At 64.7% G+C, this 25,881-nt stretch carries 23 protein-coding genes; 19 read left to right on the plus strand and 4 right to left on the minus strand.

Annotation, left to right across the window (positions count from 1 at the left end):
• The first annotated feature begins 5 nt into the window (after nucleotides 1–5).
• From EJB06_RS05570 to EJB06_RS05615, 10 genes are all read left to right on the plus strand, one after another.
• Complete coding sequence (locus EJB06_RS05570) at nucleotides 6–1,697, plus strand: GspE/PulE family protein (RefSeq protein WP_370660116.1); 1,692 nt, start codon at nucleotides 6–8, stop codon at nucleotides 1,695–1,697.
• Nucleotides 1,678–2,334: a hypothetical protein gene (locus tag EJB06_RS05575; RefSeq protein ID WP_126073032.1), complete on the plus strand. Its 657-nt coding sequence runs from the start codon at nucleotides 1,678–1,680 to the stop codon at nucleotides 2,332–2,334. The genes EJB06_RS05570 and EJB06_RS05575 overlap by 20 nt, the downstream gene beginning before the upstream one ends.
• Nucleotides 2,331–2,900 carry a hypothetical protein gene (locus tag EJB06_RS05580; protein ID WP_126073033.1) on the plus strand — a complete coding sequence of 190 codons (570 nt, stop codon included), beginning with the start codon at nucleotides 2,331–2,333 and terminating at the stop codon, nucleotides 2,898–2,900. The genes EJB06_RS05575 and EJB06_RS05580 overlap by 4 nt, the downstream gene beginning before the upstream one ends.
• A complete protein-coding gene (locus EJB06_RS05585; protein ID WP_126073034.1) occupies nucleotides 2,897–3,406 on the plus strand; it encodes a hypothetical protein in 510 nt (169 codons plus the stop codon). The genes EJB06_RS05580 and EJB06_RS05585 overlap by 4 nt, the downstream gene beginning before the upstream one ends.
• On the plus strand, nucleotides 3,406–3,906 hold the full coding sequence (locus EJB06_RS05590) for a hypothetical protein (protein WP_126073035.1): 501 nt from the start codon (nucleotides 3,406–3,408) through the stop codon (nucleotides 3,904–3,906). The genes EJB06_RS05585 and EJB06_RS05590 overlap by 1 nt, the downstream gene beginning before the upstream one ends.
• Entirely contained in the window at nucleotides 3,903–5,777 is a 1,875-nt protein-coding gene (locus EJB06_RS05595; protein WP_126073036.1) for a secretin GspD/PilQ domain-containing protein, read from the plus strand. Before EJB06_RS05590 ends, EJB06_RS05595 begins: the two co-directional genes overlap by 4 nt.
• Nucleotide 5,778: 1 nt before the next feature.
• Entirely contained in the window at nucleotides 5,779–6,252 is a 474-nt protein-coding gene (locus tag EJB06_RS05600) for a type II secretion system protein (protein WP_126073037.1), read from the plus strand.
• Nucleotides 6,227–6,610 carry a prepilin-type N-terminal cleavage/methylation domain-containing protein gene (locus EJB06_RS05605; protein ID WP_126073038.1) on the plus strand — a complete coding sequence of 128 codons (384 nt, stop codon included), beginning with the start codon at nucleotides 6,227–6,229 and terminating at the stop codon, nucleotides 6,608–6,610. The genes EJB06_RS05600 and EJB06_RS05605 overlap by 26 nt, the downstream gene beginning before the upstream one ends.
• A gap of 605 nt (nucleotides 6,611–7,215) precedes the next feature.
• Nucleotides 7,216–8,271 (plus strand): pectate lyase family protein, encoded by a 1,056-nt coding sequence (locus EJB06_RS05610; RefSeq protein ID WP_126073039.1) that lies wholly within the window; start codon nucleotides 7,216–7,218, stop codon nucleotides 8,269–8,271.
• A gap of 66 nt (nucleotides 8,272–8,337) precedes the next feature.
• Complete coding sequence (locus tag EJB06_RS05615; protein WP_164557829.1) at nucleotides 8,338–9,150, plus strand: pectate lyase; 813 nt, start codon at nucleotides 8,338–8,340, stop codon at nucleotides 9,148–9,150.
• A gap of 105 nt (nucleotides 9,151–9,255) precedes the next feature.
• On the opposite strand, the gene EJB06_RS05620 is transcribed toward EJB06_RS05615, so the two are convergent.
• Entirely contained in the window at nucleotides 9,256–9,759 is a 504-nt protein-coding gene (locus tag EJB06_RS05620) for a type II secretion system protein (RefSeq protein WP_126073041.1), read from the minus strand.
• Nucleotides 9,752–10,402 (minus strand): FadR/GntR family transcriptional regulator, encoded by a 651-nt coding sequence (locus EJB06_RS05625; protein ID WP_229426948.1) that lies wholly within the window; start codon nucleotides 10,400–10,402, stop codon nucleotides 9,752–9,754. Before EJB06_RS05625 ends, EJB06_RS05620 begins: the two co-directional genes overlap by 8 nt.
• Before the next feature lie 273 nt (nucleotides 10,403–10,675).
• Between EJB06_RS05625 and EJB06_RS05630 the strand changes: the two genes are divergently transcribed.
• Nucleotides 10,676–11,794 carry a polyamine ABC transporter substrate-binding protein gene (locus EJB06_RS05630; RefSeq protein ID WP_229426949.1) on the plus strand — a complete coding sequence of 373 codons (1,119 nt, stop codon included), beginning with the start codon at nucleotides 10,676–10,678 and terminating at the stop codon, nucleotides 11,792–11,794.
• A gap of 289 nt (nucleotides 11,795–12,083) precedes the next feature.
• Here the strand turns inward: EJB06_RS05630 and sixA are convergent, their stop codons facing one another.
• Together sixA and ppk1 are read right to left on the minus strand one after the other, a co-directional pair.
• Nucleotides 12,084–12,551, minus strand: coding sequence for a phosphohistidine phosphatase SixA (gene sixA / locus EJB06_RS05635; RefSeq protein ID WP_126073044.1), 468 nt, complete (start codon nucleotides 12,549–12,551; stop codon nucleotides 12,084–12,086).
• A gap of 12 nt (nucleotides 12,552–12,563) precedes the next feature.
• Nucleotides 12,564–14,669, minus strand: coding sequence for a polyphosphate kinase 1 (ppk1, locus tag EJB06_RS05640; protein WP_126073045.1), 2,106 nt, complete (start codon nucleotides 14,667–14,669; stop codon nucleotides 12,564–12,566).
• Between the two features lie 237 nt (nucleotides 14,670–14,906).
• Here ppk1 and pstS point away from each other — a divergent pair, with 237 nt between their 5' ends.
• From pstS to EJB06_RS05680, 8 genes are all read left to right on the plus strand, one after another.
• On the plus strand, nucleotides 14,907–15,941 hold the full coding sequence (gene pstS, locus EJB06_RS05645; RefSeq protein WP_370660112.1) for a phosphate ABC transporter substrate-binding protein PstS: 1,035 nt from the start codon (nucleotides 14,907–14,909) through the stop codon (nucleotides 15,939–15,941).
• A 111-nt stretch (nucleotides 15,942–16,052) separates the two neighbouring features.
• A complete protein-coding gene (gene pstC, locus EJB06_RS05650; RefSeq protein ID WP_229426975.1) occupies nucleotides 16,053–17,042 on the plus strand; it encodes a phosphate ABC transporter permease subunit PstC in 990 nt (329 codons plus the stop codon).
• Nucleotides 17,039–17,899, plus strand: coding sequence for a phosphate ABC transporter permease PstA (gene pstA / locus EJB06_RS05655; RefSeq protein WP_126073048.1), 861 nt, complete (start codon nucleotides 17,039–17,041; stop codon nucleotides 17,897–17,899). The genes pstC and pstA overlap by 4 nt, the downstream gene beginning before the upstream one ends.
• Before the next feature lie 25 nt (nucleotides 17,900–17,924).
• Nucleotides 17,925–18,710, plus strand: a complete 786-nt coding sequence (pstB, locus tag EJB06_RS05660; protein WP_126073049.1) for a phosphate ABC transporter ATP-binding protein PstB — start codon at nucleotides 17,925–17,927, stop codon at nucleotides 18,708–18,710.
• A 31-nt stretch (nucleotides 18,711–18,741) separates the two neighbouring features.
• Nucleotides 18,742–19,449, plus strand: coding sequence for a phosphate signaling complex protein PhoU (phoU, locus tag EJB06_RS05665; RefSeq protein WP_126073050.1), 708 nt, complete (start codon nucleotides 18,742–18,744; stop codon nucleotides 19,447–19,449).
• A 5-nt stretch (nucleotides 19,450–19,454) separates the two neighbouring features.
• Nucleotides 19,455–20,144 carry a response regulator gene (locus EJB06_RS05670; RefSeq protein ID WP_126073051.1) on the plus strand — a complete coding sequence of 230 codons (690 nt, stop codon included), beginning with the start codon at nucleotides 19,455–19,457 and terminating at the stop codon, nucleotides 20,142–20,144.
• A 183-nt stretch (nucleotides 20,145–20,327) separates the two neighbouring features.
• Entirely contained in the window at nucleotides 20,328–21,614 is a 1,287-nt protein-coding gene (phoR, locus tag EJB06_RS05675; protein WP_126073052.1) for a phosphate regulon sensor histidine kinase PhoR, read from the plus strand.
• Nucleotides 21,615–21,935: 321 nt separating this feature from the next.
• Nucleotides 21,936–25,745, plus strand: a complete 3,810-nt coding sequence (locus tag EJB06_RS05680) for an Ig-like domain-containing protein (RefSeq protein ID WP_126073053.1) — start codon at nucleotides 21,936–21,938, stop codon at nucleotides 25,743–25,745.
• The last annotated feature ends 136 nt before the right edge of the window (nucleotides 25,746–25,881 follow it).

Genomic DNA, 25,881 nt, shown 5'->3' on the forward strand with positions numbered 1-25,881 from the left:
AGCCGATGGAGATGGCGCCCATGATGGCGCCCATGCTGGCGCCCATGCTGGACTCGATGCGCGCGGCCCAGCGCAAGGCGCAGCTGTCGGGCCGCGCCTTTTTTGCCGAACTCGAAGCGCTGACCCAGTCCGAACCGCGCGCGCTGCTGGCGCAGGCGGCCGACGCTTTCCGCCTGCCAGCCATCGACCTGGCTGCCATGCTGGCCTGCGCCCCGGCGTTCGAGCGCCTGCCGCTGGCGCGCGCGCAGCAGCGCCAGTGCGTGCTGCTGCGCGGCGCCGATGGCCTGCTGGCGGTGCTGTGCGACCCCTACGCGCAGGATTTGCAGGTGTGGGCCGAAACCCTGGCCGGCGCGCCGCTGCGCTGGCGCCTGGCGCTGCCGGCCGACCTGCATGCCTACCTGTCCAAGCAGGAGGAATCGGTGCGCTCGGTCGATTCGCTCGTCACCGGCGCGGCGGAAGAGGGCGATTCCTCGCGTCTGATGGAAAGCCTCTCCTACGCCTCGCTGGGCGACGCCGGCAGTCCCGCCGTCAAGCTGGTCAACGCCACCCTGTACGACGCCCTCAAATCGGGCGTGTCGGACATCCACTTCGAAAGCACGCCCGGCGGCATGCTTACCAAGTACCGCATCGACGGGGTGCTCGACCAGGCCGCGCAGGTGGCCGGCGGCGCGCTGGCGGAGCAGGCCATCTCGCGCATCAAGGTACTGGCCGAACTCGATATCGCCGAACGCCGCGTGCCGCAGGACGGCAGCTTCCGGGTCGAATCGCAGGGCCGCGAAATCGACTTGCGCGTCTCGATCATGCCGAGCGTGCACGGTGAAGACGCCGTCATCCGCATCCTGGACAAGCAGTCGATGATCAGCGCGCACGGCAGCCTGACGCTCGACTCGTCCGGCTTCGCGCCCGACCACCTGGCCACCATGCGGCGCCTGGTGTCGGAGCCGTACGGCATGGTGCTGGTGACCGGGCCGACCGGTTCGGGCAAGACCACCACCCTGTACGGCGCCATCACCGAAATCAACAGCGGACACGAAAAGATCATCACCATCGAAGACCCGGTCGAGTACCAACTGCCCGGCATTCTGCAAATTCCGGTCAACGACAAAAAGGGCCTGACGTTCGCGCGCGGACTGCGCTCGATCCTGCGGCACGACCCGGACATCATCATGGTCGGCGAAATCCGCGACAAGGAAACCGGAGAAATCGCGGTGCAGTCCGCGCTCACCGGGCACCTGGTGCTCTCCACCGTCCACGCCAACAATGTGTTCGACGTATTCGGCCGCTTCGCCCACATGGGCATCGATCCCTACTCCTTCGTCTCGGCCCTGAACGGCGTGATCGCGCAGCGACTGGTGCGCCTGTCGTGCCGCCACTGCAGCGCCCCGTACACGCCGGACGATGAGGAGCTGGTGCGCAGCGGCCTGGCGCGCGCCGCCGTGGCGCACTACAACTTCCGCCGCGGCGTCGGATGCGGCGAATGCCGCGGCACCGGCTACAAGGGACGGCGCGCCGTGGCCGAAATATTGATGCTCGACGATGCGCTGGCCGAACTGGTGATCGAGCGTCGCCCGCTGCGCCAGATCAAGGAAGTGGCACGGGCCGGCGGCATGCGCAGCCTGTTCGAAGATGCGCTGGCGCTGGTGGCCAGCGGCGACACCACGCTGGAGGAGGTGAAACGTGTCACGCTGGCAGGCTGAAAACATCGGCGTCGATATCGGCGCCCGCAGCATCGTGCTGCAACGCGGCGCGCGGCGCAGCGCGCTCAATGCGGCTGGCGGCGACTGGGCCGCGCTCGGCGCCGAACTGGCGCAGGCGCTGCCGGCGCGCGCGCGCCTGTCGGTGCGCGTGGCCGATCGCTGGAGCCGCACCTTCCTGCTGGAAGCGCCGGGCGGGATCGCCAGCCTGCGCGACTGCCGCCTGCTGCTCGACGCCCGCTTCGAAGCCTTGTACGGCCAGGCGCCGGCCGACTGGCTGCTGCAGGCCGACTGGCAGGCCGGCGCGCCGATGCTGGCCTGCGCGATACCGCGCGCCCTGCGCCAGGCGCTGGCCGGCTTTGCGCTGGCACGCCTGCAGCCGGCATTACTGCACGACTGGAACCGCCATTGCGCGGCGCTGCCGGCGGACGGCGTCTGGTGCGCGGCGGCCGACGGGGTGGTCAACCTGCTGGTCTGGCACAAGGCGCGCCTGCAGTTGGTGCGCCAGCAGCCCGGCACCGACGTCGAGGGCCTGCTGGCGCTGGAGATGGCGCGCCTGGGCATGGCCTTGCCGGCCGCGCGCTTCTGGTCCGGCCCCGCCGCGCCGGCCGGGTGGACGCCGCTGGAGGCAGCCGCATGAAGCCGATGATGATCGATTTCGCCGACCAGCGCAGCGTATGGCGCTGGGACTGGCGCATGCGCGGCACGCAGCTGGGCTTGGGCTTCACCGTGCTCGCCATGCTGCTGGGCGGCCTGGCGTTCGGGCGCGGTTTGCGCATCGAGCACGAGCTGCAGGAGGCGAGGGCGGCGCAGGCCGCGCGCCAGGCCGCCAGCGAGCAGCGCGAACAGGCCGAACGGCGCCGCGCGCAGCCGCTGGCCGACGAAGCGCAGTTGCTGCGCCAGTCGATGCTGCAGCGCGCGCAGCCGTGGGAAGAGATCTTCGGCGCGTTCGAGCGCGTGCCGCAGGCCCGCCTGCAATCGTTCGAACCCGATCTGGCGCGCGGCGTGATCAAGGTACAGGCCAATATGGACGACGTGGCCGGACTGCAGGCCTACCTGCGCTCCCTGAAAGGCAGCCCGGTATTTACCCGTCTGAGCCTGATGCGCCACGAGGCGGCGGCCGAAGGCGGCATCAACTTTCATTACGAAGCGCAGCTGTCGGCGCCGTACCGCTTGCCCGACAGCGAAGCCCGGAGCGCGCCATGATGCGATGGAACGCCCTGCGCTGGCGACTGGAAGTACTGGCAGTGCGCCACGGCCTGTGGATGCTGCCCGGCGCGGCCTTGCTGCTGTGCGCCCTGCTGGCGTGGTTGTGGTGGTTGCCGTCGCAGGAAGCCGCCTTGCGCGACGCGCTGGCCGTGCGGGCCGGAGCACCAGTGCCCGCCAGCGTGCAGGCCGGCCCCCCGCACAGCGCGCTGCCGCCGGCGGCGCGCGCCGATGCGGCGGTACAGCGCCTGTTCGCGCTGGCGGCGGAACATGGCTTGACGATCGCGCAGGCCGACTACCGGCGCCAGGAAACGGGACGGGTCGGCCGCTGGCAAGTACAGATGCCGGCCACCGGCACCTATCCGCAGGTGCGCCGCTTCGTGCGCGCGGCACAGGCCATTCCCGGCCTGTCGCTCGACGAAGTCGGCATCCACCGCGCCCCGGCCGGCGCCGGTGTCGAGGCGCGCCTGCTGTTTTCGGTCTGGTTTGCGCCGGACGCGCCGTGATGCCGGCACGTCTGAAGATCATGATGGCGGTGATGCTGGGCGTGGGCCTGTTGATCCTGTTCGACAGCCCCACCGAGCCGGAGGTGGTGGGCGTGGCCGAGCGCCCGCGCCGCCCGCAAGCGGTGCAAGCGGTGCAAGCGGCAGCCGCTCCGCTGCGCGCACCTGCCGTTGCAGCCGACCCGGCCGGCCCGGTGCCCGACCTGTTTGCGGGCGGCCCGGCGCAGCCGGGGGAGCAGGATGCGGCCAGCGCCGGAGCGCATGACTCGCACGATCCGGACGCCGGCGAGAAGCCGCAGGCGCCGTTCGTGCTGCTGGGGTTCAAGGTGGAAGACGGCGTGCGCGAAGCCTATTTGCTGCGCGGCGATGCGGTCCTGCTGGCGCGCGCCGGCAGCGTGTTCGACAAGCGTTATCGCGTGCGGGCCCTGCGCCAGGAATCGGTGGACATTCAGGATCAACAAACCGGCAAGCAACACCGGATCAGTTTTGGGACAGAAGAATGAAAAAAATAGCAGGCAAGCTGGCAATGGCATGCAGCCTGGCGGTGCTGGCCGCATGCGCGAGCGGGCCGCAGCCCACGCCGCCGGAAGTGCGCGCCTTGCTCGACGCCGGCAAGCTGGAAGAGGGCGTGGCGCGCCTGGAACAGGTGCTGGCCGCAACCCCGGGCCATATCGAGGCGCGCGTCCTGCTGGCCAACACGCGCATCGCGCTGACCAACCAGCTGCTGGCGCAGGCCGCGCAGGACGTGGCGCGCGGCGCCTGGGACGCGGCGCAGGAAGGCTACCGCCGCGCCGCCGCCCTGGGCGCGGTGGACCAGGCCATGCTCGGCATGCGCAAGCTGGCTGCGGCGCAGTCGCAGGCGCAGGCATTGGCCGGCGTGGAGCAGTTGCTCGCCGCCGGCAAGCGCGAGGAAGCGCGCGAGGCCTTGCAGGCGCTGCTGGCCAGGCACCCCAAGAACGGCCGTGCGGCAAAGATGCTGCAAACCCTGCAGGATCACGCCGCCGCGGCGCCGGCCGGCACGGTGCTGGGCAAGGCCTTCCAGAAGCGACTGAGCCTGCGCTTCCACGATGCGCCGCTGCGCGCGGTGCTCGAATCGATGTCGCGCACCTCGGGCATCAGCTTCACCCTCGACAAGGACGTGCCTGCCGACCTGCGCGTCACGCTCAACCTGCAGGACACCACCATCGAACAGGCGCTGCGCAACCTGCTGATGAGCGTGCAGATGGAGCAGCGCATCGTCGACGAGCGCACCGTGCTGCTGTATCCGAACGACGCGGCCAAGCAGCGCGACTACCAGAAGCTGACGATCCGCAGCTTCCGCATCGCCAACGCCGAGGCCAGGACCGTGGCCAACAGCCTGCGCACCCTGCTCAAGACGCGCGACCTGGTGGTCGACGAAAAACTCAATATGCTGGTGCTGCGCGATACGCCGGACACCATCCGGATGGCGGCCAGGCTGGTGGCGCTGCACGACGTCGCCGAACCGGAAGTGATGCTGGAAGTGGAGATCCTCGAAGTGCAGCGCAGCGACCTCGAATCGCTGGGCGTGAAGTGGCCCGGCAATGTGAGCCTGACGCCGCTCGGCGCGTCCACCGTGCTGTTCGACGGCAGCATCGCCAGCAATCCGTTTACCCTGAACGATCTGAAGAACCTCAATTCGAAGGGTCTGCTGGCCAGCGTCGATCCGATGCGGCTGTCGGCAACGGTGAACCGCGATAACGTCAGCGTGCTGGCCAATCCGCGCATCCGCATCAAGAGCCGCGAAAAGGCGCTGATCCGCGTCGGCGAGCGGGTGCCGAGCGTGTCGGCCAATGTCACCTCGACCGGCGTGACTTCGCAGTCGGTCAACTACCTCGACGTCGGCCTCAAGCTCGAAGCCGAACCGGTGGTGTACATGGACGATGAAGTGTCGATCAAGCTCAATCTGGAAGTGAGCAGCATCCTGGGCACGATCTTCGACAGTAACGACCAGCCCTACGGCTACCGCATCGGCGCGCGCAACGCCAGTACGGTGCTGCGCCTGCGCGATGGCGAGAACCAGGTGCTGGCGGGGCTGATCAGCGATAACGACAAGCGTTCGTCGAGCGCCATTCCCGGGCTGGGCCAGCTGCCGATGCTCGACCGCCTGTTCGGCAGCAAGGGCAGCGAGCGCACCAAGACCGAGATCGTGCTGTCGATCACGCCGCGCGTGCTGCGCAACCAGGCGCCCGGGGCCGGCGGCGAAGTGGAATTCGATGCCGGGACCGATGCCAGCCTGCGCGGCGGGGCCGTCCATGCGGGCCAGCCGCCGCACGCCGCCCCGCAGGAGCCGGCGCCGCCGGTTCCGGTGCCCCTGCCGGCCAGCGCCCCCCTGCTCGAACGGAACGGCGGCTGACATGCGGGGCCTGCGCGGATTCACGCTCATCGAGCTGATGGTGACCCTGGCCATCCTGGCGCTGCTCTCGACCATTGCCTTGCCGCTGGCGCAGGTGGCCGTGCAGCGCCAGAAGGAACAGGAACTGCGCGTGGCGCTGCGCGATATCCGCACCGCGCTCGACGAGTACAAGCGCGCGGCGGGCGAGGGCCGCATCGCCAGCCTGCTCGATGGCAGCGGCTATCCGCCCAATCTGCAAACGCTGGTCAACGGCGTGCCGGACCAGCGCAGCGCCAAGGCGCGCAAGGTGTATTTTTTGCGCGCGCTGCCGCGCGATCCCTTCAGCGACGACCCGAGCCTGGCGCCGGAACAGACCTGGCGCCTGCGCTCCTACCAGAGCGACCCGGCCGACCCCAAGCCGGGCGAGGATGTCTACGACGTGCACTCCAATTCCGAACAGGTGGGACTGAATGGCATTGCATACCGGCGCTGGTAAGCGCGGCTTCACGCTGATCGAGCTGCTGGTGGTGCTGGCGATCCTGGCGCTGCTGCTGACGATCGCCGCGCCGCGCTTTTTCCGCAGTATCGACCAGTCGAAGGAAACGGTCCTCAGGGAGAACCTGCACATCACGCGCGAGGTGATCGACAAATTCTATGGCGATAACGGACGCTATCCGCACACGCTCGGCGAACTGGTCGAACGCAAATATCTGCGCTCCCTGCCGCTCGATCCGATGACCGAAAGTACCTCCACCTGGATTCTGGTCGCGCCCGATAGCGGTGCCGGCGTCTACAACCTCTACAGCGGCGCGCCCGGCAATACGCGCGACGGCATGCCGTTCAGCCGGCTTTGATCCTTCTTCCTTGAATCATCAATTGCGGTCAGGCCAAATTTGCACGGCGAAGAAAATCACTCAAAAAATCGCAATCTGGACTGACCAATATTTTATATGTTTCGACCAAATCCTCATTTCGGTCAGGCCAAATGTTGTTTTTTGGTCGTGCATTTTACATTTTTCATTGGCATCAGGTCTTATCGTCCTTGACATGCCGAGGCGCTCGCCCGGATCGCATGGAAAACCTTTTCATGCAGACGTTGATATGAATTGTCTGAATATAGAAAGACGTTAGGCGAAAAATAAAGATCATCGCTGTGGCAATCTCACGCGCTATCGGTTCCGTCGCCGCTGCGCTGGTGAAAATTGGTATCTTCATGGTGCTTCATGTCATTTAACATGATATTGACACGACAACATCTGAGCGTGCATTCTCACTCCAGACCTAGCGAACGTTAATTTATTTGCACTATGGCCGACCCGCAGAAGGCGTTTACCCATGCAGATTGCGGATGCAATACGGCAACAAAGCGGCGCTCCGTTTGGTCCACATCGTCAGCGCGGGATCGGTTCCGGCCCCGCTGCCGGCTCGAATGACTAGCAATCTTTACGGAGTAACCCGCATGAAAATATCGACTTTGAAACTGACACTGGCTGCCGCAGCCGTCCTGGCGAGTACCCAGGCGATGGCCGGTCCCATCGGCTACGGCGCCGCCACCACCGGCGGCGGCGGCAAGGCCGCCGTGAACGTGGCCACGCTGGCCGACATGGCGGCGAAGATCAAGGCCTATTCGGGCAGCGGCGGCCTGGTACTGAACTACACCGGCAAGTTCGACTACGCCAGCGTCAAGGACGTGTGCGCACAGTGGAAAAAACCGGCGCAAACGCTGGAAATCAAGAACAAGAGCGACATCACGATCCGCGGCGCGGCCGATTCGTCGGCCAACTTCGGCATCCGCATCGTCGGCGACTCGAGCAACGTGATCGTGCAGAACATGACCATCGGCCTGCTGCAGGGCGGCGAAGACGCCGATTCGATCTCGATCGAAGGCACCTCGAGCGGCAAGCCAAGCAAGATCTGGATCGACCACAACACCATCTTCGCTTCGATCAAATCGTGCCCGGGCGCGGGCGATGCCTCGTTCGACGGCGGCATCGACATGAAGAAGGGCGCCAACCACATCACGGTGTCGTACAACTACGTGTACAACTACCAGAAGGTGGCATTGAACGGTTTCAGCGACAAGGACACGCTCAACGCCGCTTCCCTGACCACCTACCACAACAACCGTTTCGAAAACGTGAAGTCGCGCCTGCCGCTGCTGCGTTACGGTAAGGCCCACCTCTTCAACAACTACTTCGGCAACGTCGATACCTCCGGCATCAACGTGCGCATGGGCGCGATGGCGCTGGTCGAAGCGAACTACTTCGAGAACGTCCGCAATCCGGTCACCTCGCGCGACAGCAGCAAGCTCGGTTACTGGGACCTGCGCGAGAACTTCGTCGGCAGCGGCATCACCTGGGGCGCGCCGGACAGCGGCACCTACGCCAACGCCACCGACTGGAAAACCAGCAAGGCGTACGGCCCGACCGGCTACGCCTACAGCGCCAGCGCGGCGGCCGGCGTGAAAGCGAAAGCCATCGCAACGGCCGGCGCGCGCACCAACCTGGCCCAGTAAATGTTGTCGCAGTTCGCGCCATCCCCGGGCGGGGATGGCCGCTTCATTCATCCATCAGGAGTCATCATGAAACGCTTCAATGCCCTTCTTTTCGCAATCGCCGGTCTGTGCATCGCCACCAGCGCATCGGCCGCTCCAGGCAAGCGCGCTATCCCCTCGTGCACCAAGGTGCTGGTCACGCAAACGACCGACGTCCCGGCCAATACCACCTTCGATGGCCTGGTCAAATACGGCAAGATGGTTTGCCTGGTCGGTAACAACAAGAAGATGGACGGCAGCCAGTCCGAAAGCCAGATCCCGCACTTCACCCTGGGCGCCGGCGCCACCCTCAAGAACGTGGTACTGGGCGATCCGGCCAAAGGCACGGGCCGCAACCTGGCCGCCGGCGGCGCCGACGGCGTTCATTGCGCCGGCAACTGCAAGATCGAAAACGTGTACTGGGGCGACGTGGGCGAAGATGCGGCCACGCTCAAAGGCGCCGGCACCATGACCGTCACCGGCGGCGCGGCCTACAAGGCGGCCGACAAGATGTTCCAGAATAACGGCGCGAACAGCAAGATCGTGATCTCCAACTTCTACGCGGAAGAAGGCGGCAAGCTGTATCGCTCGTGCGGTAACTGCTCCAGCCAGTCGGCACGCACCGTCACCATCAACGGCGTGACGATCTATAACGTCAGCGCAGGCGTCGGCGTAAACAGCAGCTTCGACGCCTCCAAACTGCCGGCACTGGCCAAGGCCTACGATGTCGCCACCATGACCGACTTCGTGTCGAACAAGGCGTCGTCGCGTTGCGCCACGTTCGTCGGCACCTCGAAAGGCAACGAGCCAGGCAAGGACAGCAACGCCGCCAACATCGCGCGCGCATGCGTCTTTAAATAAGCGGGAACCCAGCAGGATTCAGGTGAGAAGACGGCGTATCTAGCCGGTTTGGCCACGCGCACAAGGCGATCCCTTGACGCGTGGCTTTTTTTTGGCCCCGCCGGCTCAATCCTCGGGGCGCAGCGTGTCCTTGCAGTTGCCGCCGCACGCCATCACATACGCGAACTGCCAGTCGCAGTAGCGCTTTTGCCCGTCCAGGTACATGAAGTCGCCGTCGGTGAAGCTGCGCCGGATGGTCGGTGCGCACGAGGCGCTGCGCACCCCCATCACGCCGCCGCCCGGGGCGCGCACCAGCTGCCAGTCGGCCTTGCCGGTAATCGGGTCGGGGTAGAGCTGGCGCAGGTAGCGCTTCACGCCGGGCTGGCGCGGGTCCTGCAGCAAATCTTCCAGCCGCGACGGAGCATGGCTGGCATGGCCTTCCGGCGTATTGAGTTCGTATTCCAGGAATGCGCGGATGTACTGCTTGCCGACGAACAGCAGCTCGGTCTCGGCGGCGCGCCGGCGCGCCAGCTCGCCCACCGAGACGGTGGCCGCCGTCGCCACGCCGATCACGGCGACCATCGCCATCAGGCCGACGTAGGTGAAGCCCTGCGGCGCGTGCTTACGCACGGGAGAAGGTCCGGGTCACGCGTTCGAGGTGGGCGCGCATGGCCTGGCGCGCGCCGGCCACGTCGTGCGCGGCGATCGCCGCCAGGATGTTGCGGTGGTCGATCAGCGTCTGCTTGCGCAATTCCTCGGTCTGGAAGTGTTCCTTGAGCTTGTGCCACAGCGTGCCGCGCTGGTTCCACAGGTAGTCGATGGCGCCCACCAGCGCCGTGTTGCCGGTCGCGCGCGCCAGCGCCAGGTGGAAATTGCGGTCGGCCTGCTCGTTGCTGGCGCGGTCCTCGTGGTCGCGCTCCATCTCCAGCACGGCCGTGAGGATGGCGTCGATGGCCGAATCGGTGGCATTTTTTGCCGCCAGGCCGGCCACTTCGGTTTCGATCATGCGGCGCGCTGCCAGTACTTCGAACGGGCCGGGTCCGACTTCGGGCGACGGTTTGGCCTGGGCCGCCTGGATGCTGACGTACACCCCCGAGCCGCTGCGCACCTCGACCACCCCGCCCAGTTCCAGGGCGATCAGGGCTTCGCGCAGCGAGGCGCGGCTCACCCCCAGGCGCGCCGACAGCTCGCGCTCGGCCGGCAGGCGCTGGCCGGGCTGCATGCCTTCGGCGGCGATCAGCTGTACGATGCTGTCGGCGACAACCCGGTACATACGTGGTTCCGGCGTGGTCGCGTCAAGCGCCGCAGGGGGTGTTTTCATCGTCTGGGGCCGTCACGGAAGGGGAAAAGTGGCAAGGATACCGCAAGAGGCTCGATTTTAGTTGGCCGTGCCCTCCCGTGCAAGGCGCTGTGCGGCGGCGCTTGCCAACCGGGCCGCAATGCCCGATCATTCTGGCAGGACGCGGTTCCACTCTCTATCTACTATCTATTATCTATTATCTACAATCTATCTTCGGAGGCATCAATGGTGGCAGTCAATCGGCAAATGCACGCGAAACGGCGGCTCGGCCTGGGCCTGGCGGCGCTGGCGGCGGCGCTCTGGTCGGGCGTTCCGGCCCAGGCCCAGCAGCCCGAGGAGAAAGTCCTCAATATCTATAACTGGTCCGACTACATCGCCGACGACACGATCAAGAACTTCACCAAGGAGACCGGCATCACCGTGCGTTACGATGTCTTCGACAGTAACGAAGTCCTGAACGCCAAGCTGGTGGCCGGCAAGTCGGGTTACGACATCGTGGTGCCGACCGCGCCGTGGGCACGCCAGCAGATGGACGCCAAGCTGCTGCGCAAGCTCGATAAATCCAGACTGCCGAACCTGGCCAACCTCGATCCCGGCATCCAGGCCAAGCTGGCCACGCTCGATCCGGGCAACGAGTACCTGGTCGACTGGATGTGGGGCTACACCACGGTCGGCATCAATGTCGACAAGGTCAAGGCGGCGCTGGGCACGACCCCGATGCCGGCCAATGCCTGGGAACTGATCTTCAATCCGGCGTACACGGCCAAGCTCAAGTCGTGCGGCGTGTCCTTCCTCGATTCGCCGTCCGAAGTGTTCCCGGCGGCGCTGCATTACATGGGTAAGCCTGCGTATTCGAAGAACGCGGCCGATTACGCCGAAGCGGGCAAGATGCTGCAGGCGGTGCGCCCGAGCGTGACCCTGTTCAGTTCTTCCGGCTATATCAACGACATGGCCAACGGCGCCATCTGCGTGGTGTTCGGCTGGGCGGGCGACATCAATATCGCCCGCCAGCGCGCCATCGATGCGAAGAAGGGCGTCAAGATCGAGGCCCTGGTGCCGAAGAACGGGGCGCCGCTGGTGTTCGACACCATGGCCATTCCGGCCGATGCGCCGCATCCGAACAATGCCCACCTGTGGATCAACTATATCCTGCGTCCGGAAGTGCAGGCCAGCCTGACCAACAAGGTGTTTTTCGCGAACCCGAACAAGGCCGGCATGAAGTTCGTGCGCAAGGATGTGGCCGAGAACAAGAGCGTGTTCCTGTCGGACGAGGACCTGAAAAAGATGATCCCGCCGGAAGCGGTGCCGCAGGATATCCGCCGCGTGATGACGCGCACGTTCACCAAGTTCAAGACCGGACGCTGAGCGGCCCATCCCGTCAACGCAAAAGCGGCAAGCGCCCATCGGGCCTTGCCGCTTTTTTTATCGGCCTGGTTCAGGCCCTGTGCTATTCGTGATAGCGATCTTGCAGGTCGAGTTTACTGCCGTGAACTTCTTCCACCAGTTCATACAGCACCAACCCAACCATCCCTCCAAAAATGGCCATGACCAGCATGCTTAACATGATCCAGTAACCGCCGTTGAGCGATTTCTCCCTTAGTTGATACACCTAAACTTTAGCAGGTGAATGCAACAATTCAAGGCTGGCGAACACTTATTTAACAATCAGGTCGGGCGCCATCACGCCTTTCAGGTACAGGCTGTAGGGATCGAGCGCTTCGCGCTGGACCAGCCACCAGGCGTTGGCTTTCTTGATCTGCCAGTCCTGCGGATGGCCCGACAGCAGCAGCGCCGCCACCTGGCCCAGGGTCGGCTGGTGCCCGACCACCAGCACCGGTTCGCGCCCGTTCGGCCAGTTGGCCGCCATCAGGATATCTTCCGGATCGGCGCCCGGCGCCAGTTCGTGCACGATCTTGAACTTGCGCTTGAGCGGCTCCACCGTCTGCAGGGTGCGCAGCGCCGGGCTGACCAGGATGCGGCAGCTGTCGGGCAGTTGCGAGGTGAGCCAGTCGGCCATGCGGCGCGCCTGCTTCTGGCCCTTGGGCGTGAGCGCGCGCTCCATGTCGTCCTGGTCCGGGTCGGCGTCGTGCGCTTCGGCGTGGCGCCATAAAATCAGATCCATGCTGTTCTCCTGTCACTCTCCGGTATCGACGGGGTGGGTGCCGAGCAGCGCCATCAGATGGCGCTGCGCCGAAAACTCGAGCTGCTTGCCGCGCACCTTGCGGCGCTGGTACTGCCCGCTCGGTTCGAGCTCCCACGCGTTTGAGTTATCTTTCAGGTAAGGGTTCAAGCCTTCCGTGATCACGCGCCGTTTCAGCGCCTTGTCCAGGATCGGGAAGGCGACTTCGATGCGGCGGAACAGGTTGCGGCTCATCCAGTCGGCGCTGGCCAGGTAGACATCGTGCGCCAGGTCGTTGCGGAAGTAATAAATCCGGCTGTGTTCCAGGAAGCGGCCGATGATCGAGCGCACCTTGATGTTTTCGGACAGCCCCGGCACCCCAGGCTTGAGGGTGCAGGCGCCGCGTACGATCAGGTCGATCTTCACGCCGTCGTGCGAGGCCGCGTACAGCGCGCGGATCACCGATTCGTCCACCAGCGCGTTGATCTTGACGATGATCCGTCCGGGCCGGCCGGCGCGGGCGATCTTGGCTTCGTTGCGGATCGCCTTGATGATCTCGCTCTGCAGCGCGAACGGCGCCAGCCACAAATGGGTCAACTTGTGCGGCTTGGTCAGGCTGGTCAGGTGGATGAACACTTCGTTCACTTCCTGCGCCATCTCGGGATGCGCGGTCAGCAGGCCGAAGTCGGTGTACAGGCGGGTGGTGGTCAGGTGATAGTTGCCGGTGCCGAGGTGGGCATAGAAGCGCAGGCCGCCCGGGTTGCCCTCGGCGTCGGCATCCTCGCGCCGGATCACCAGCGCCACCTTGGCGTGGGTTTTCAGGCCGACCACGCCGTACACCACCTGGGCGCCGGCCTGTTCCAGCTTGTCGGCCCAGTTGATGTTGGCTTCTTCGTCGAAGCGCGCCATCAGTTCCAGGATGACCGTCACTTCCTTGCCGGCGCGCGCGGCCGCCATCAGCGCTTCCATCAGGTCCGAGTGCATGCCGGTGCGGTAGATGGTCTGCTTGATCGCCACCACCGCCGGGTCGTGCGCGGCCACCTGGATGAAGTCGACCACGGTCTGGAACGACTGGAACGGATGGTGCAGCAGGATGTCGTGCTTTTTCAGCTGCTCGAAAATGTCGTGGTGCGCGGTCTTTTGCGGCATGCCGGGCACGAAGGGCTCGAAGCGCAGGGCCGGCTGCTTGACGTGGTCGATCAGCTCGGCCAGGCGCACCAGGTTGACCGGGCCGTCGACCGCATACAGGCGGCTCTTGTCGAGTCCGAACTGTTCGAGCAGGAATTCGGACAGTTCCGGGGCGCAATTCTTGGCCACTTCGAGCCGCACCGAGGTGCCGAACTGGCGCCCCTGCAACTCGCCCTTGAGCGCCTGGCGCAGGTTCTTGACTTCTTCCTCGTCGACCCAGAGGTCGCTGTCGCGCGTGACGCGGAACTGGGAATAGGCGATCACTTCGCGGCCGGTAAACAAGTCTTCGATGTGCGAGTGAATGATCGAGGACAGCAGGCAGAAGGAAATGCCGCCGTTGGTCGACAGGTGGTCGGGCAGGCGGATCACCCTCGGCAGCACGCGCGGCGCCTTGACGATGGCGATCCCGGTGCCGCGCCCGAAGGCATCCTTGCCGGTCAGCGAGATGATGAAATTGAGGCTCTTGTTAACCACCTGCGGGAACGGATGGGCCGGATCGAGGCCGATCGGGGTCAGGAGGGGACGCACTTCGCGTTCGAAATAATCCTTGACCCAGGCGCGCTGCGCCTCGTTGCGGTCGGTGTGGCGCACCAGGTGCACGCCTTTTTTCTTCAGTTCGGGCAGCACTTCGGTGTTCAGCACCGCGTACTGGTCCTTGACCAGATTGTGACATTCGTTACTGATGCGCGCCAGGTTGGCCGCCAGCGCCGGGTTTTCCGCCAGGTTGCCCTGGGCCAACAGACTGGCCACGCGCACTTCGAAAAACTCGTCCAGGTTGTTACTGACTATACAAAGGTAGCGCAGCCGTTCGAGCAGGGGCAGGGAAGTGTCTTCGGCCTGGGCCAGAACGCGGCGGTTGAACGTCAATTGCGACAGCTCCCGGTCGAGGAAGATATTGGCGCGCGCCGGATCCGCGGTCGTTGCAGTTTTCATTATGTCTTTAACTAGTCAGATAGATAATAGTAAACGCCGCTAGTGTAATAAATGAATATGACATGGCGGTGACACAGCGTCTCAATTGTGTGACATGCCCAGGGTCATACTAAGCGTATCATGCAGGCAGCAGGAGGATTCTTACAAGGATTTCGGTCATGTCATAAACGTGTCATATTTGGGCGGTAGACTGCGCAGCATTCCACGTTGTATAACCCACAAGGACTTGATATGCGAATGAAACAGTTGTTGGCTTCCATCATCGTTGGCGTTGGCGCACTGGCGGCAGCGAACTCCATGGCTGCGGACATGACCGGCGCGGGTGCGACCTTTCCTTACCCTGTGTATGCGAAATGGGCGGAGGCGTACAAGAAGACCACCGGCAATGGCATGAACTATCAATCGGTCGGCTCCGGCGCCGGCATCAAACAGATCAAGGCAAAAACCGTCGACTTCGGCGCGTCCGACAAGCCGCTGCCAGTCGACGAACTCGACGCGGCCGGCCTGATGCAATTCCCGGCCATCATGGGCGGCGTGGTGACCATCGTCAACCTGGACGGTATCGCGCCTGGCGCCATGAAGCTGACCGGCCCGGTCGTGGCCGACATCTACCTGGGCAAGATCACCAAGTGGAACGCCCCTGAAATCGCCGCCCTGAACCCGGGCGTCAAGCTGCCGGCCGACGACATCACCGTCGTGCACCGCGCCGACGGCTCGGGCACCACCTTCCTGTTCACCGACTACCTGTCGAAGGTCTCGCCGGAATTCAAGACCAAGGTCGGTGCCGATGCATCGGTGAAATGGGCGGTCGGCGTGGGCGGCAAGGGCAACGATGGTGTCGCCTCGACTGTGCAGCGCGTCAAGGGTTCGGTTGGCTACGTCGAGTGGGCCTTCGCCAAGAAGAACAAGATCGCTCACACCCAGCTGAAAAACAAGGACGGCAGCTTCCTGCAGCCTGACGACGAGAACTTCAAGGCCGCCGCCGCCTCGGCCGACTGGGTCAAGGCGCCGGGCTTCGGCGTGGTCCTGACCGACCAGCCAGGCAAGAACAGCTGGCCGATCACCGGCGTGTCCTACATCCTGATGCACAAGAGCCAGGCGGACGCCGCCAAGGGCAAGGAAGTCATCAAGTTCTTCGACTGGTCGTTCAAGAACGGTGACGCCGCTGCTGTCGAACTGGACTACGTGCCGCTGCCTGACAGCGTCACCAAGCTGGTCAGCGATGCCTGGAAAGCCAATCTGAAAGATGCGTCCGGCAAGGCCATCTGGTAATAACAAGGGGCGGGCAGGGCCGCATGTGCGGCCCGCCCGCTTTTATGCATCGATCAACATCATGTGGACACCCGGCGAAGTCAATCAATGAGCGCACACCCAACTATCGCAATGGCCGTCAACAAGCCCGCAGCGCCCGACCTTGAGCACGCTGCCCTGCTTTCCACTATGCGCAAGCAGCGCATACAGGACTTTTTCTTCCATAAAGTGACCCTGCTGTTCGCGGCATCGGTCCTGCTGGTGCTGGTAGGCATCATCGTTTCGCTGATCATCGGCGCCGCGCCGGCCTTCAAGGCCTTCGGGCTCGGCTTCGTCGCCAGCGCCGAGTGGGATCCGGGCAACCAGCAATTCGGCGCGTTGATTCCCATCGTGGGCACCCTCGCCACCTCGATTATCGCCTTGCTGATCGCGTTTCCGGTCAGCTTCGGCATTGCACTGTTCCTGACTGAAATCTGCCCGGTCTGGCTGCGCCGCCCCCTGGGCACCGCCGTCGAACTGCTGGCAGGCATTCCATCGATCATTTACGGCATGTGGGGCGCCTTCGTGCTGGTGCCGCTGTTTTCGGAATACGTCCAGCCTTTCCTGAAATCCACCTTGGGCCAGCTGCCGATCGTCGGCCAGCTGTTCAGCGGCCCGATGATGGGCTTTTCCATCCTCGCCGCCGGCCTGGTGCTGGCGATCATGATCATCCCCTTCATCGCCTCGGTCATCCGCGACGTGTTCGAAATCGTTCCGGCCGTGCTGAAGGAATCGGCCTACGGCCTCGGCTGCACCAAGTGGGAAGTCGTGCGCAAGATCGTGCTGCCTTACACCAAGACCGGCGTGGTCGGCGGCGTCATGCTCGGCCTCGGCCGCGCGCTCGGCGAAACCATGGCGGTGACCTTCGTGATCGGTAACGCCAACAACCTGTCGTGGTCGATCTTCTCGGCCGGTAACAGTATCGCCTCGATCCTGGCCAACCAGTTCGCCGAAGCCGAGCAGCCGCTGCATACCTCCTCGCTGCTGGCGCTGGCGCTGATCCTGTTCATCATCACTTTTATCGTATTGTCCGCAGCCAAGCTGATGCTGCTCGGAATGTCGCGCAAGGAAGGCGTTAAATGAGCCAGACGATTCTCAACCCGGTCTACCGCAAGCGCCTCTGGAAGCACCGGATCGGCATCGCGCTGTCGGTGCTGGCCATGTCGGTCGGCCTGATCTTCCTGATGTGGATCCTGTCGACCCTCCTGATCAAGGGCTTCGCCGGCATCTCGCTCGACCTGTTCTTCAACGATACGCCCGGTCCCGACAGCGAAGGCGGCGGTTTGCGCAACGCCATTCTCGGCAGCCTGATGATCGTCGGCCTGGCAACCTTCATCAGCACCCCGATCGGCATCCTGGCCGGCGTCTACCTGGCCGAATATGGCGAAGAAAACCGTTTCGCCCAGGTCACGCGCTTCGTGACCGACATCATGCTGTCGGCGCCCTCGATCGTGCTCGGCATCTTTGTGTGGACCCTGTATGTCAACGTGGCCGGGCACTATTCCGGTTACGCCGGCTCGATCGCGCTGTCGCTGATCGCGATCCCGGTAGTGGTGCGCACCACCGACAACATGCTGCGCCTGGTGCCGCAGAACCTGCTCGAAGCCGCCTTCGCCCTCGGCGCGCCGCGCTGGAAGGTGGCCACCACGGTGCGCCTGCGCGCCGTCAAGTCGGGCGTGGTCACCGGCGTGCTGCTGGCGGTGGCGCGCATCACCGGCGAAACCGCGCCGCTGCTGTACACGGCGCTGAACAACCAGTTCTTCAGTTCCAACATGAATGCCCCGATCGCCAACTTGCCGGTCGTCATCAATACCTTTGCGCAAAGCACCGCGGACAACTGGGTCAGCCTGGCCTGGGCCGCGTCCTTGCTGCTGACCTTCAGCGTGTTGTTGTTGAACATCCTGTCGCGTACCATGTTCAGCCAGAAAACCACGAAATAATCGACCGATCACTCTCATGAGCCCTATGCCTACACCGATGCCTACTGTAACGCCCAAGAACAAGACGATCGAGATTTCCGGCCTGAATTTCTTCTACGGCAAAACGCAAAGCCTGACCAACGTCAGCCTCGATATTTTCGAAAAACAGGTCACCGCCTTCATCGGCCCGTCCGGCTGCGGCAAGTCGACCCTGCTGCGCACCCTGAACCGCATGTACGACCTGTATCCGGGCCAGCGCGCCGAGGGTTCGGTCATGTACCGCGGCAAGAACATCCTCGATCCGGGCCAGGATGTGAACATGCTGCGCGCCAAGGTCGGCATGGTGTTCCAGAAACCGACCCCGTTCCCGATGTCGATCTACGACAATATCGCCTTCGGCGTGCGCCTGTACGAAGACCTGTCCAAGGGCGAGATGGACGAACGCGTCGAATGGGCGCTGAAAAAAGCCGCGCTGTGGGGCGAGGTCAAGGACAAGCTGTCCAAGAGCGGACTGTCGCTGTCGGGCGGCCAGCAGCAGCGCCTGTGCATCGCGCGCGGCGTGGCGGTCAAGCCGGACGTGCTCCTGCTCGACGAGCCGACCTCGGCGCTGGATCCGATCTCGACCGCGAAAGTGGAAGAACTGATCAGCGAACTCAAACAGGACTACACGATCACCATCGTGACCCACAATATGCAGCAAGCCGCGCGTTGCTCGGACTACACCGCCTATATGTACCTGGGCGAGCTGGTCGAGTTCGGCGAAACCGACCAGATTTTCATGAATCCCGCGCGCAAAGAGACGCAGGATTACATCACCGGACGCTTTGGCTGAGCCAGAACAATAATCAATACGGAGAGCAGCAATGATAGGCGAGCATTCATCCAAGCAGTACGACCACGAACTTGAAACCATCCGCTCCAAGGTATTGCTGATGGGGGGCATCGTCGAGACCCAGTTCCTCGACGCGATGACCTGTTTTCGCATTGGCAACCTGGAACGTGCCGACCGCGTGATCGCGGAAGACGACGAAGTCAACCAGCTCGAAGTGGCGCTCGACGACGCCTGCAGCCACCTGATCGTGCGCCGCCAGCCGACCGCCAACGACCTGCGCACCGTCATGGCGACCATCAAGGTCATCACCGACCTGGAACGGATCGGCGACGAAGCGGCCAAGATCGCGCGCACATCGAAGAACTTGCACGGCCGCGGCGCCGTCGGCGTGAACCATTACGAAATGGTGCGCACGATCGCCACCGCCACCTCGGACATGCTGCACGACGCGCTCGACGCCTTCGCCCGCCTGGACGGCAAGCAGGCCCTGCAGCTGATCGCCCAGGATGCGGTGATCGACCACGAATTCCGCTCGATCATGCGTAACCTGATTACCTTCATGATGGAAGACCCGCGCACGATTTCGTCGGCGCTGGACACCCTGTGGGTCGCCAAGGCCATCGAGCGCATCGGCGATCATGCGAAGAACATCGCCGAATACGTGATCTACGTCGTCGAAGGCAAGGATATCCGGCATACCAAGCCGGCGCTGACGATTCCCGATCAACCTGTACCGTAATCTCGATGGCCGCCGACAAAACCACTGTATTAATCGTAGAAGACGAACCGGCCATTGTTGAACTGGTGACTTTTTCGCTGCGCGAAGCGGGCTGGAACGTGTGTTCGGTGCAGAATGTGGCAGATGCATGGGAATTCATGCAGCAGCGCATTCCGCATCTGATGCTGCTGGACTGGATGTTGCCCGACCAGACCGGCTTGCGCCTGCTGTCGCGCATGCGCTCGGACCGCAATTTCCAGGATATTCCTGTGATCATGCTGACCGCCAAGAGCATGGAAGAAGACAAGATCGCTGGCCTGAACAATGGCGCCGACGATTACGTGACCAAGCCGTTTTCCCCGCGCGAACTGCTGGCGCGCGCCAAGGCGCTGCTGCGCCGCAAGAGCCCGGAGCACGACCAGGCGGTGATGAGTGCCGGGCCGGTCAGCCTGGACCCGGTCAGCTGCACGGTGTCGATCGACAGCCAGAAGATCGACATGGGACATGCCGAGTTCAAGCTGCTCAAGTTCCTGCTGGCGCATCCGGAACGCGTGTTCTCGCGCAGCCAGTTGCTCGATAAAGTATGGGGCGACCATGTGGTGATCGAGGAACGCACGGTCGACGTGCACGTGCTCCGGCTGCGCAAGGCCTTGAAGGAATCGGAAAAACTGATCAAGACGGTGCGCAGCGTCGGGTATATGCTGTCGGAGAAGTGATGTTGTCGACGTTGGCAGCAGCGTCGCCGCGCTGGAACTGCGACCGCCGACCTTGAGGCCGTCATTCCCGCGCAGGCGGGAATCCAATTTTGTTTGCGCAGCTGCGAGCGGCGCTTCGATCCTGGGTTCCCGCCTGCGCGGGAACGACGGGGTATTAGCTGAACGAAAGACACCCCCCGCAACATGAATCCCAAACTGCTGTTCTGGATCCCCGCGCTGCTGCGCATGAGCTTCATCCTGCTTGGCGCGGGCGTGTTCTGGTGGCTGTTCGGGCTGGTCTACGGCCTGGCCGTCGCTTTCCTGTCCGTCTTCATCCTGCTGTTCATCCAGCTGTCCTACCTGCACCAGCTGGGCGACTGGCTGGACGACCCGCATTCCGGCAAGCTGCCCGATGGCTGGGGTTCCTGGACCAATATCTTCTCGCGCCTGTACCGCCTGCGCCGCGACGACGAACGCAACCAGGCCGAACTGACCGAATGGCTGGCCCGTTTCCGCCAGGCCATGCACCTGCTGCCCGACGGCGTCGCCATCATGGACGACGTCCTGTTCCTCGAATGGTGCAACCCGGCCGCCGAACGCCACCTGGGCCTGACCCTGGAACGCGACAAGGGCATGCGGGTCACCAACCTGATCCGCCATCCGGATTTCATCGACTACATCATCCTCGGCCGCTACGAGAACCCGCTGACGCTGAGTTTCCGCGACCGCAAGCTGATCTGCCAGATCATTCCCTTCGAAAACCGGCGCCAGATCCTGGTCACGCACGACGCCACCGAAACCCAGCGCATCGAGGAAATGCGGCGCGACTTCATCGCCAACGCCTCGCACGAATTGCGCACGCCGCTGACGGTGATCGTCGGCTTCCTGGAGATCGCGTCGAGCGAAATGAACCTCGACCCGGAAACGCGCATGTCGCACCTGAAACTGATGACCGAGCAGGGCCACCGCATGCAGCGCCTGATCGAGGACATGCTGACCCTGTCGCGCCTGGAATCGGTGGATTATCCGCTGCGCAGCGAGTCGGTCGATATTGCCGCGCTGATGGAGCAGGTGGTGCAGGAGGCGCGGGCGTTGTCGGGCGGCAAGCACCAGATCACGTCGAGCGTGAACGGGCCGAACATGATGGGCAATGCGGAAGAGCTGCGCAGCGCCTTCGGCAACCTGGCCTCGAACGCGGTGCGCTACACCCCGCCGGGCGGCACCGTGCACCTGGCCTGGCAGATCGGTCCGAACGGCCCGCAGTTCGTCGCCACCGATACCGGCATCGGCATCGACCAGAAGCACATCGCGCGCCTGACCGAACGCTTTTACCGGGTCGACAAGAGCCGCTCGCGCGAAACCCAGGGCACCGGCCTGGGCCTGGCGATCGTCAAGCACGTGCTGCTGCGCCATGGCGGCAACCTGACCATCAAGTCGGAAGCGGGCAAGGGCAGCAGCTTTATCGTGTCCTTGCCGGCCGCCTCCGGCTGACGGCCGCGCAGCCGGCCTGGGCTGCGCGGGAGCAACCGGCCGGCCACCTGATCTCGGCAGATCGCGCGGGCGCGCTGCGCCTGACTGCCGCTGCAAGGGACGCGCCGGCGCCGGCACGCAGGCCGGCATCCTGGCAAGGAAGCATTTCATATGGCATGGCGGCAGCGCACTGTGGCGCGAATGCATCGCTCTGGCGCTGAGTTCAATTGTGCGGCGAAAACAACGGTTTTGCGGGGTGTAAGATGAATTTCCGACTTCACCCCGCCGGAGTAGCATTGCAGGTGCGCGGGGCGGCCCTACTCACAGCAAGGAGACCGTTCAATGCCTCAACCGACCTACGCCAGCGCGAATGGGTATATCAGCGAGAATTTCTTCAGCCTGATTTTCACCCTCGACCTCGACGCCGCCAATCCCCCGCCGACCAACGCATTTTCGGTCCAGATCAACGGTACCGGCACCACCGTTTCGGCCGTTGCGATCGACAGCGCGGCGAAAATGGTGAGGCTGACGTTTACCGCCAACGCCCTGACCGCCGGCGACATCATCGAATTTTCGTATTCCGACCCGAGCCCCAACAATGACGTCAACGCGGTCCAGGGCCTGGACGGCAGCGACAGCGCCACCTTCTCCAGTTCCATCGTAGTCTTCGGCGGCCGTCCCGGCCCGGCCGCGCCGCCGCTGCCGGTACTGAGCGGCGCCAGCGACAGCGGCACCGCCGGCGACGGCATCACCAACGTCGGCACCCCAACCGTGACCGGCACCGCCCTGGCCAACGCCACGGTCAAACTGTACGACACCGACGGCACCACCTTGCTCGGCACCAGCACGGCCGATGGCAGCGGTAACTGGAGCATCACCAGCACGGCGCTGGGCGAGGGCAGCCATACGCTGAAGGTGACGCAAACCAATCTCGCCAGCGAGACCTCGCCGCTGAGCGCCGGCCTGGTCCTGACCATCGACAGCGGCGCGAACGCGCCGGCGCAACTGGCGCTGCAGGCCGGCAGCGACAGCGGCACACCCGGCGACGGCATCACGAATGCCGCCTTGCCCGTCATCACCGGCACGGCCGAAGCCAACGCCGCAGTGCGCCTGTACGATACCGACGGCACCACCTTGCTGGGCACGGCCACGGCCAACGGCGCGGGCGCCTGGAGCATCACCAGCAGCGCCCTGGTCGAAGGGGCGCACACGCTCACGGCAACCCAGACCGATGTCGCCGGCAACGTTTCGCCGGCCTCGAACGGCTTTGCCTATATCCTCGACACCATCGGTCCGGTCGGGATGGCGCTGAGCGCCACCTCGGTCGACGCCGCTGCCGCTACCAGCGGCAGCACCGTGGCCACGCTATCGTCGACCGACATCACCAGCGTGCAATACGGTTTTGCGGTCGGCAACGGCACCATCGACGCCGACAACGCCAAGTTCAGCATCTCCGGCAGCGGACTGGTGGCCAGCCAGAACCTGGCCATGGGCAGCTACCATATTTACCTGAAAGCGACCGACGCCGCCGGCAACGAGGCCTACCAGATCTTCGTCATCAACGTCACCAATACGCCCAGCGTCAGCGCCATCGTGCGCGCCGGCGGCGCGGCCGCCGCGGTGCCGGCGGCCGACACCACGCTGACCTATGCCGTCACCTTCAGCCAGAGCGTGACCGGGGTCGATATCGGCGACTTTACGCTTGTCACCACCGGTACGGCGGTCGCCAACATCGCCTCGCTGGCCGGCAGCGGCGCCAGCTACACCGTGACCGTCAACGGCATCGGCGGCGACGGCAGCGTGCGCCTGAACCTGAATGCCAGCGGCACCGGTATCCAGAATGCCGGCAATGTCCCCATTGCCGGCGGCTACGACGCGGGCGAACAGTACGTGCTCGACCATACCGCAGCGGCGCCCTCGGTTCCCGTGATGAGCAGCGCGACCGATACCGGGGTGTCGGACAGCGACGCCATCACCAGCAATGGCACGCCGGTGTTCAAGGGGTCGGCCGAACCGGATGCGACGGTCAGGCTGTACGACACCGATGGCACCACGCTGATCGGGACCGCTGTTGCCGATGGCAAGGGCAACTGGAGCATCACCAGCAGCATGCTCGCCGTCGGCAGCCATACCGTGACAGCGCGCCAGACCGATCTGGCCGGCAATGTATCGACCGCCAGCGGCGCACTGGCCGTCGTCATCGACAGCGGCGCCGCAGCGCCGGGCACGCCGGTGCTGGCGGCACCGAGCGACAGCGGCATCGCCGGCGACAATCTGACCCGTTTTTCCACGCCCACCGTGACCGGCAGCGCCGAAGCGAACGCGACCGTGGAACTGTTCGACACCGACGGCATTACCGTGCTGGGCAGCGCCATCGCCAATGCCAACGGCATCTGGAGCATCGTCACCACCGTGCTCGGCGAAGGCAGCCATACCCTCACGGCGAAACAGACCGATGCGGCCGGGAATGTCTCCATTGCCAGTGCCGCGCTGACCCTGCTGATCGACACCGAAGCGCCGGGAATGCCGGGCGCGCCGCTCCTGTCGCCCGGCAGCGACAGCGGCGCCGCGGGCGACAAGATCACTTACTTCAGCTCACCGGTATTGACCGGCAGCGCCAGCCCCAACACCAGCGTGATCCTGTACGACGACGATGGCGTGACAATGCTGGGAACGGCAGTGGCCGACGCAAGCGGCCAGTGGAGCATCACCAGTTCTCCGCTCTCGATCGGCTACCACGCGCTCACGGTCAAGCAGAGCGACGCCGCCGGCAATCTGTCGCCGGCCGGCGCAATCCTCGGCTTGCTGATCGACTCGCTGCCCTTGCCGCCGGTAATTCCGGTGCCGCCGCCGGTCATCCCTCCCGTGCCGGTGGTGGCGACCGTCGACGGCGTGGCCGTCACGACCGTGCCGGTGAGCCTGCCCGGTGGCGGCAGCGGCACCCAGACCGTGATCCCGGTGGTGAGCGGCGACCGGGTCGAATCGAATGGCGGCGCCAGCACGGCCGACATTGCATTGGCCACCGCCACCAGCGGCGCCAATCTGCTGCTGGCCCAGCTGGCGCCGGGCTTCGGCTTGTCGGCTAGCGGCGGCCCCAGCCGCAATGCAGGCAATTCGACCGAGCACCTGATCCAGGCCATTCTGGCTTCCACGCCCGGCCATCCGAGCGCCGACCAGTCCCACCTGACCGGCAATGGGGTCACGTTTCTGGGACGCCTGGGCGCCAGCCTGCCCTTGCTGGTCGAGACCATCGTGGCAGTGGGCGGCGCCAACGCCGCCACGGGCGCCGTCACCCTGACCGGCACCAGTAACGCCAGCCAGGCGACGGCGCTGGTGGTGGACGCCACCAAGCTGGCCAGCGGCAGCCAGATTGTCTTGAACGCGGTCAATTTTGCCGCGATCGTCGGCGCCGCCAACGTCAGCGGCAACACCGAAGGCCAGATCCTCACGGGCGACGCCGCCAGCCAGACCTTTAGCACCTCGGCCGACAACGCCTTCCTGTTCTCCGGCGGCGGCAACGATACCCTGCGCCTGAACTGGGCGGTGGGCAGCGCCAGCAGGGCGGCAGCGGCCGAGCCGGCGGCCACGCCGGCGCCGACCATCCTGCACGGCGGACTGGCGGCCGACAGCGGCGTCTTCATCGGCAACCGGGCCGACTACACGATTGCGCTGCACGAATCGTATGTCGCTGTCACGCCCACGGCGCAAGGCGGGCGCACGGCGCTGGCGATCAATGTGGAAAGCCTGGTCTTTGCCGACGGCACGCTGGCGGTCGAGCACAGGAGCGAACAGAGCGCGCTGGCCGGGCTGTACAAGAGCGTGCTGGGCCGCCAGGCCGACTACCAGGGCTTCGAGTTCTGGTCCCAGGCCGAGAAAAGCGGGGTGAGCCTGGGCCACATCGCGCTGGAGATCATCAGTTCGCCCGAATCGCAGCTGCTTCATCCGATGCGCTTCAACGGCGCCATCGAGCACGATCTCGAGTTGCTCTACCAGGGCATTTTCGGACGCCACAGCGACGCCCCCGGCCTGGCCTTCTGGCGCGCGGCGATGGAGCAGGGCGTGAGCCTGGAGCATGTTGCCGACGAGTTCCTGCGTTCGCCGGAGATCGCCTCGCATGTGCTTGCGCCGCTGCAGTGGGACTTTATCGTGTAGGCGATGCCCTTGCGCACGTCGGCATCGCGTGCGCGCCGGTCAAGGCCGCGCGGCGCCCGCAGGGCGTGGCCTTGGCGAGTTCGGGAAATCCAGGCGCCGCCAGCCGGCGCCGGGTGGATGTCCGCCCGCGCGCGCT

It is taken from the genome of Massilia atriviolacea (genome assembly GCF_003953935.1).
In the GTDB taxonomy this organism is placed as follows: Bacteria; Pseudomonadota; Gammaproteobacteria; order Burkholderiales; family Burkholderiaceae_D; genus Telluria_A; species Telluria_A atriviolacea.

Bases quoted from the DNA above. Each gene is read 5' to 3' on its own strand.
- EJB06_RS05585 (WP_126073034.1), top strand. From the start codon at position 2,897: ATGATGCGATGGAACGCCCTGCGCTGGCGACTGGAAGTACTGGCAGTG.
- phoU (WP_126073050.1), top strand. From the start codon at position 18,742: ATGATAGGCGAGCATTCATCCAAGCAGTACGACCACGAACTTGAAACC.
- EJB06_RS05600 (WP_126073037.1), top strand. From the start codon at position 5,779: ATGCGGGGCCTGCGCGGATTCACGCTCATCGAGCTGATGGTGACCCTG.
- EJB06_RS05630 (WP_229426949.1), top strand. From the start codon at position 10,676: ATGCACGCGAAACGGCGGCTCGGCCTGGGCCTGGCGGCGCTGGCGGCG.
- pstC (WP_229426975.1), top strand. From the start codon at position 16,053: ATGGCCGTCAACAAGCCCGCAGCGCCCGACCTTGAGCACGCTGCCCTG.
- EJB06_RS05680 (WP_126073053.1), top strand. From the start codon at position 21,936: ATGCCTCAACCGACCTACGCCAGCGCGAATGGGTATATCAGCGAGAAT.
- EJB06_RS05625 (WP_229426948.1), bottom strand. From the start codon at position 10,402: ATGTACCGGGTTGTCGCCGACAGCATCGTACAGCTGATCGCCGCCGAA.
- ppk1 (WP_126073045.1), bottom strand. From the start codon at position 14,669: ATGAAAACTGCAACGACCGCGGATCCGGCGCGCGCCAATATCTTCCTC.
- EJB06_RS05595 (WP_126073036.1), top strand. From the start codon at position 3,903: ATGAAAAAAATAGCAGGCAAGCTGGCAATGGCATGCAGCCTGGCGGTG.
- phoR (WP_126073052.1), top strand. From the start codon at position 20,328: ATGAATCCCAAACTGCTGTTCTGGATCCCCGCGCTGCTGCGCATGAGC.
- sixA (WP_126073044.1), bottom strand. From the start codon at position 12,551: ATGGATCTGATTTTATGGCGCCACGCCGAAGCGCACGACGCCGACCCG.
- pstA (WP_126073048.1), top strand. From the start codon at position 17,039: ATGAGCCAGACGATTCTCAACCCGGTCTACCGCAAGCGCCTCTGGAAG.
- EJB06_RS05670 (WP_126073051.1), top strand. From the start codon at position 19,455: ATGGCCGCCGACAAAACCACTGTATTAATCGTAGAAGACGAACCGGCC.
- EJB06_RS05570 (WP_370660116.1), top strand. From the start codon at position 6: ATGGAGATGGCGCCCATGATGGCGCCCATGCTGGCGCCCATGCTGGAC.
- pstS (WP_370660112.1), top strand. From the start codon at position 14,907: ATGAAACAGTTGTTGGCTTCCATCATCGTTGGCGTTGGCGCACTGGCG.
- EJB06_RS05590 (WP_126073035.1), top strand. From the start codon at position 3,406: ATGCCGGCACGTCTGAAGATCATGATGGCGGTGATGCTGGGCGTGGGC.
- EJB06_RS05615 (WP_164557829.1), top strand. From the start codon at position 8,338: ATGAAACGCTTCAATGCCCTTCTTTTCGCAATCGCCGGTCTGTGCATC.
- EJB06_RS05610 (WP_126073039.1), top strand. From the start codon at position 7,216: ATGAAAATATCGACTTTGAAACTGACACTGGCTGCCGCAGCCGTCCTG.
- EJB06_RS05605 (WP_126073038.1), top strand. From the start codon at position 6,227: ATGGCATTGCATACCGGCGCTGGTAAGCGCGGCTTCACGCTGATCGAG.
- pstB (WP_126073049.1), top strand. From the start codon at position 17,925: ATGCCTACACCGATGCCTACTGTAACGCCCAAGAACAAGACGATCGAG.
- EJB06_RS05580 (WP_126073033.1), top strand. From the start codon at position 2,331: ATGAAGCCGATGATGATCGATTTCGCCGACCAGCGCAGCGTATGGCGC.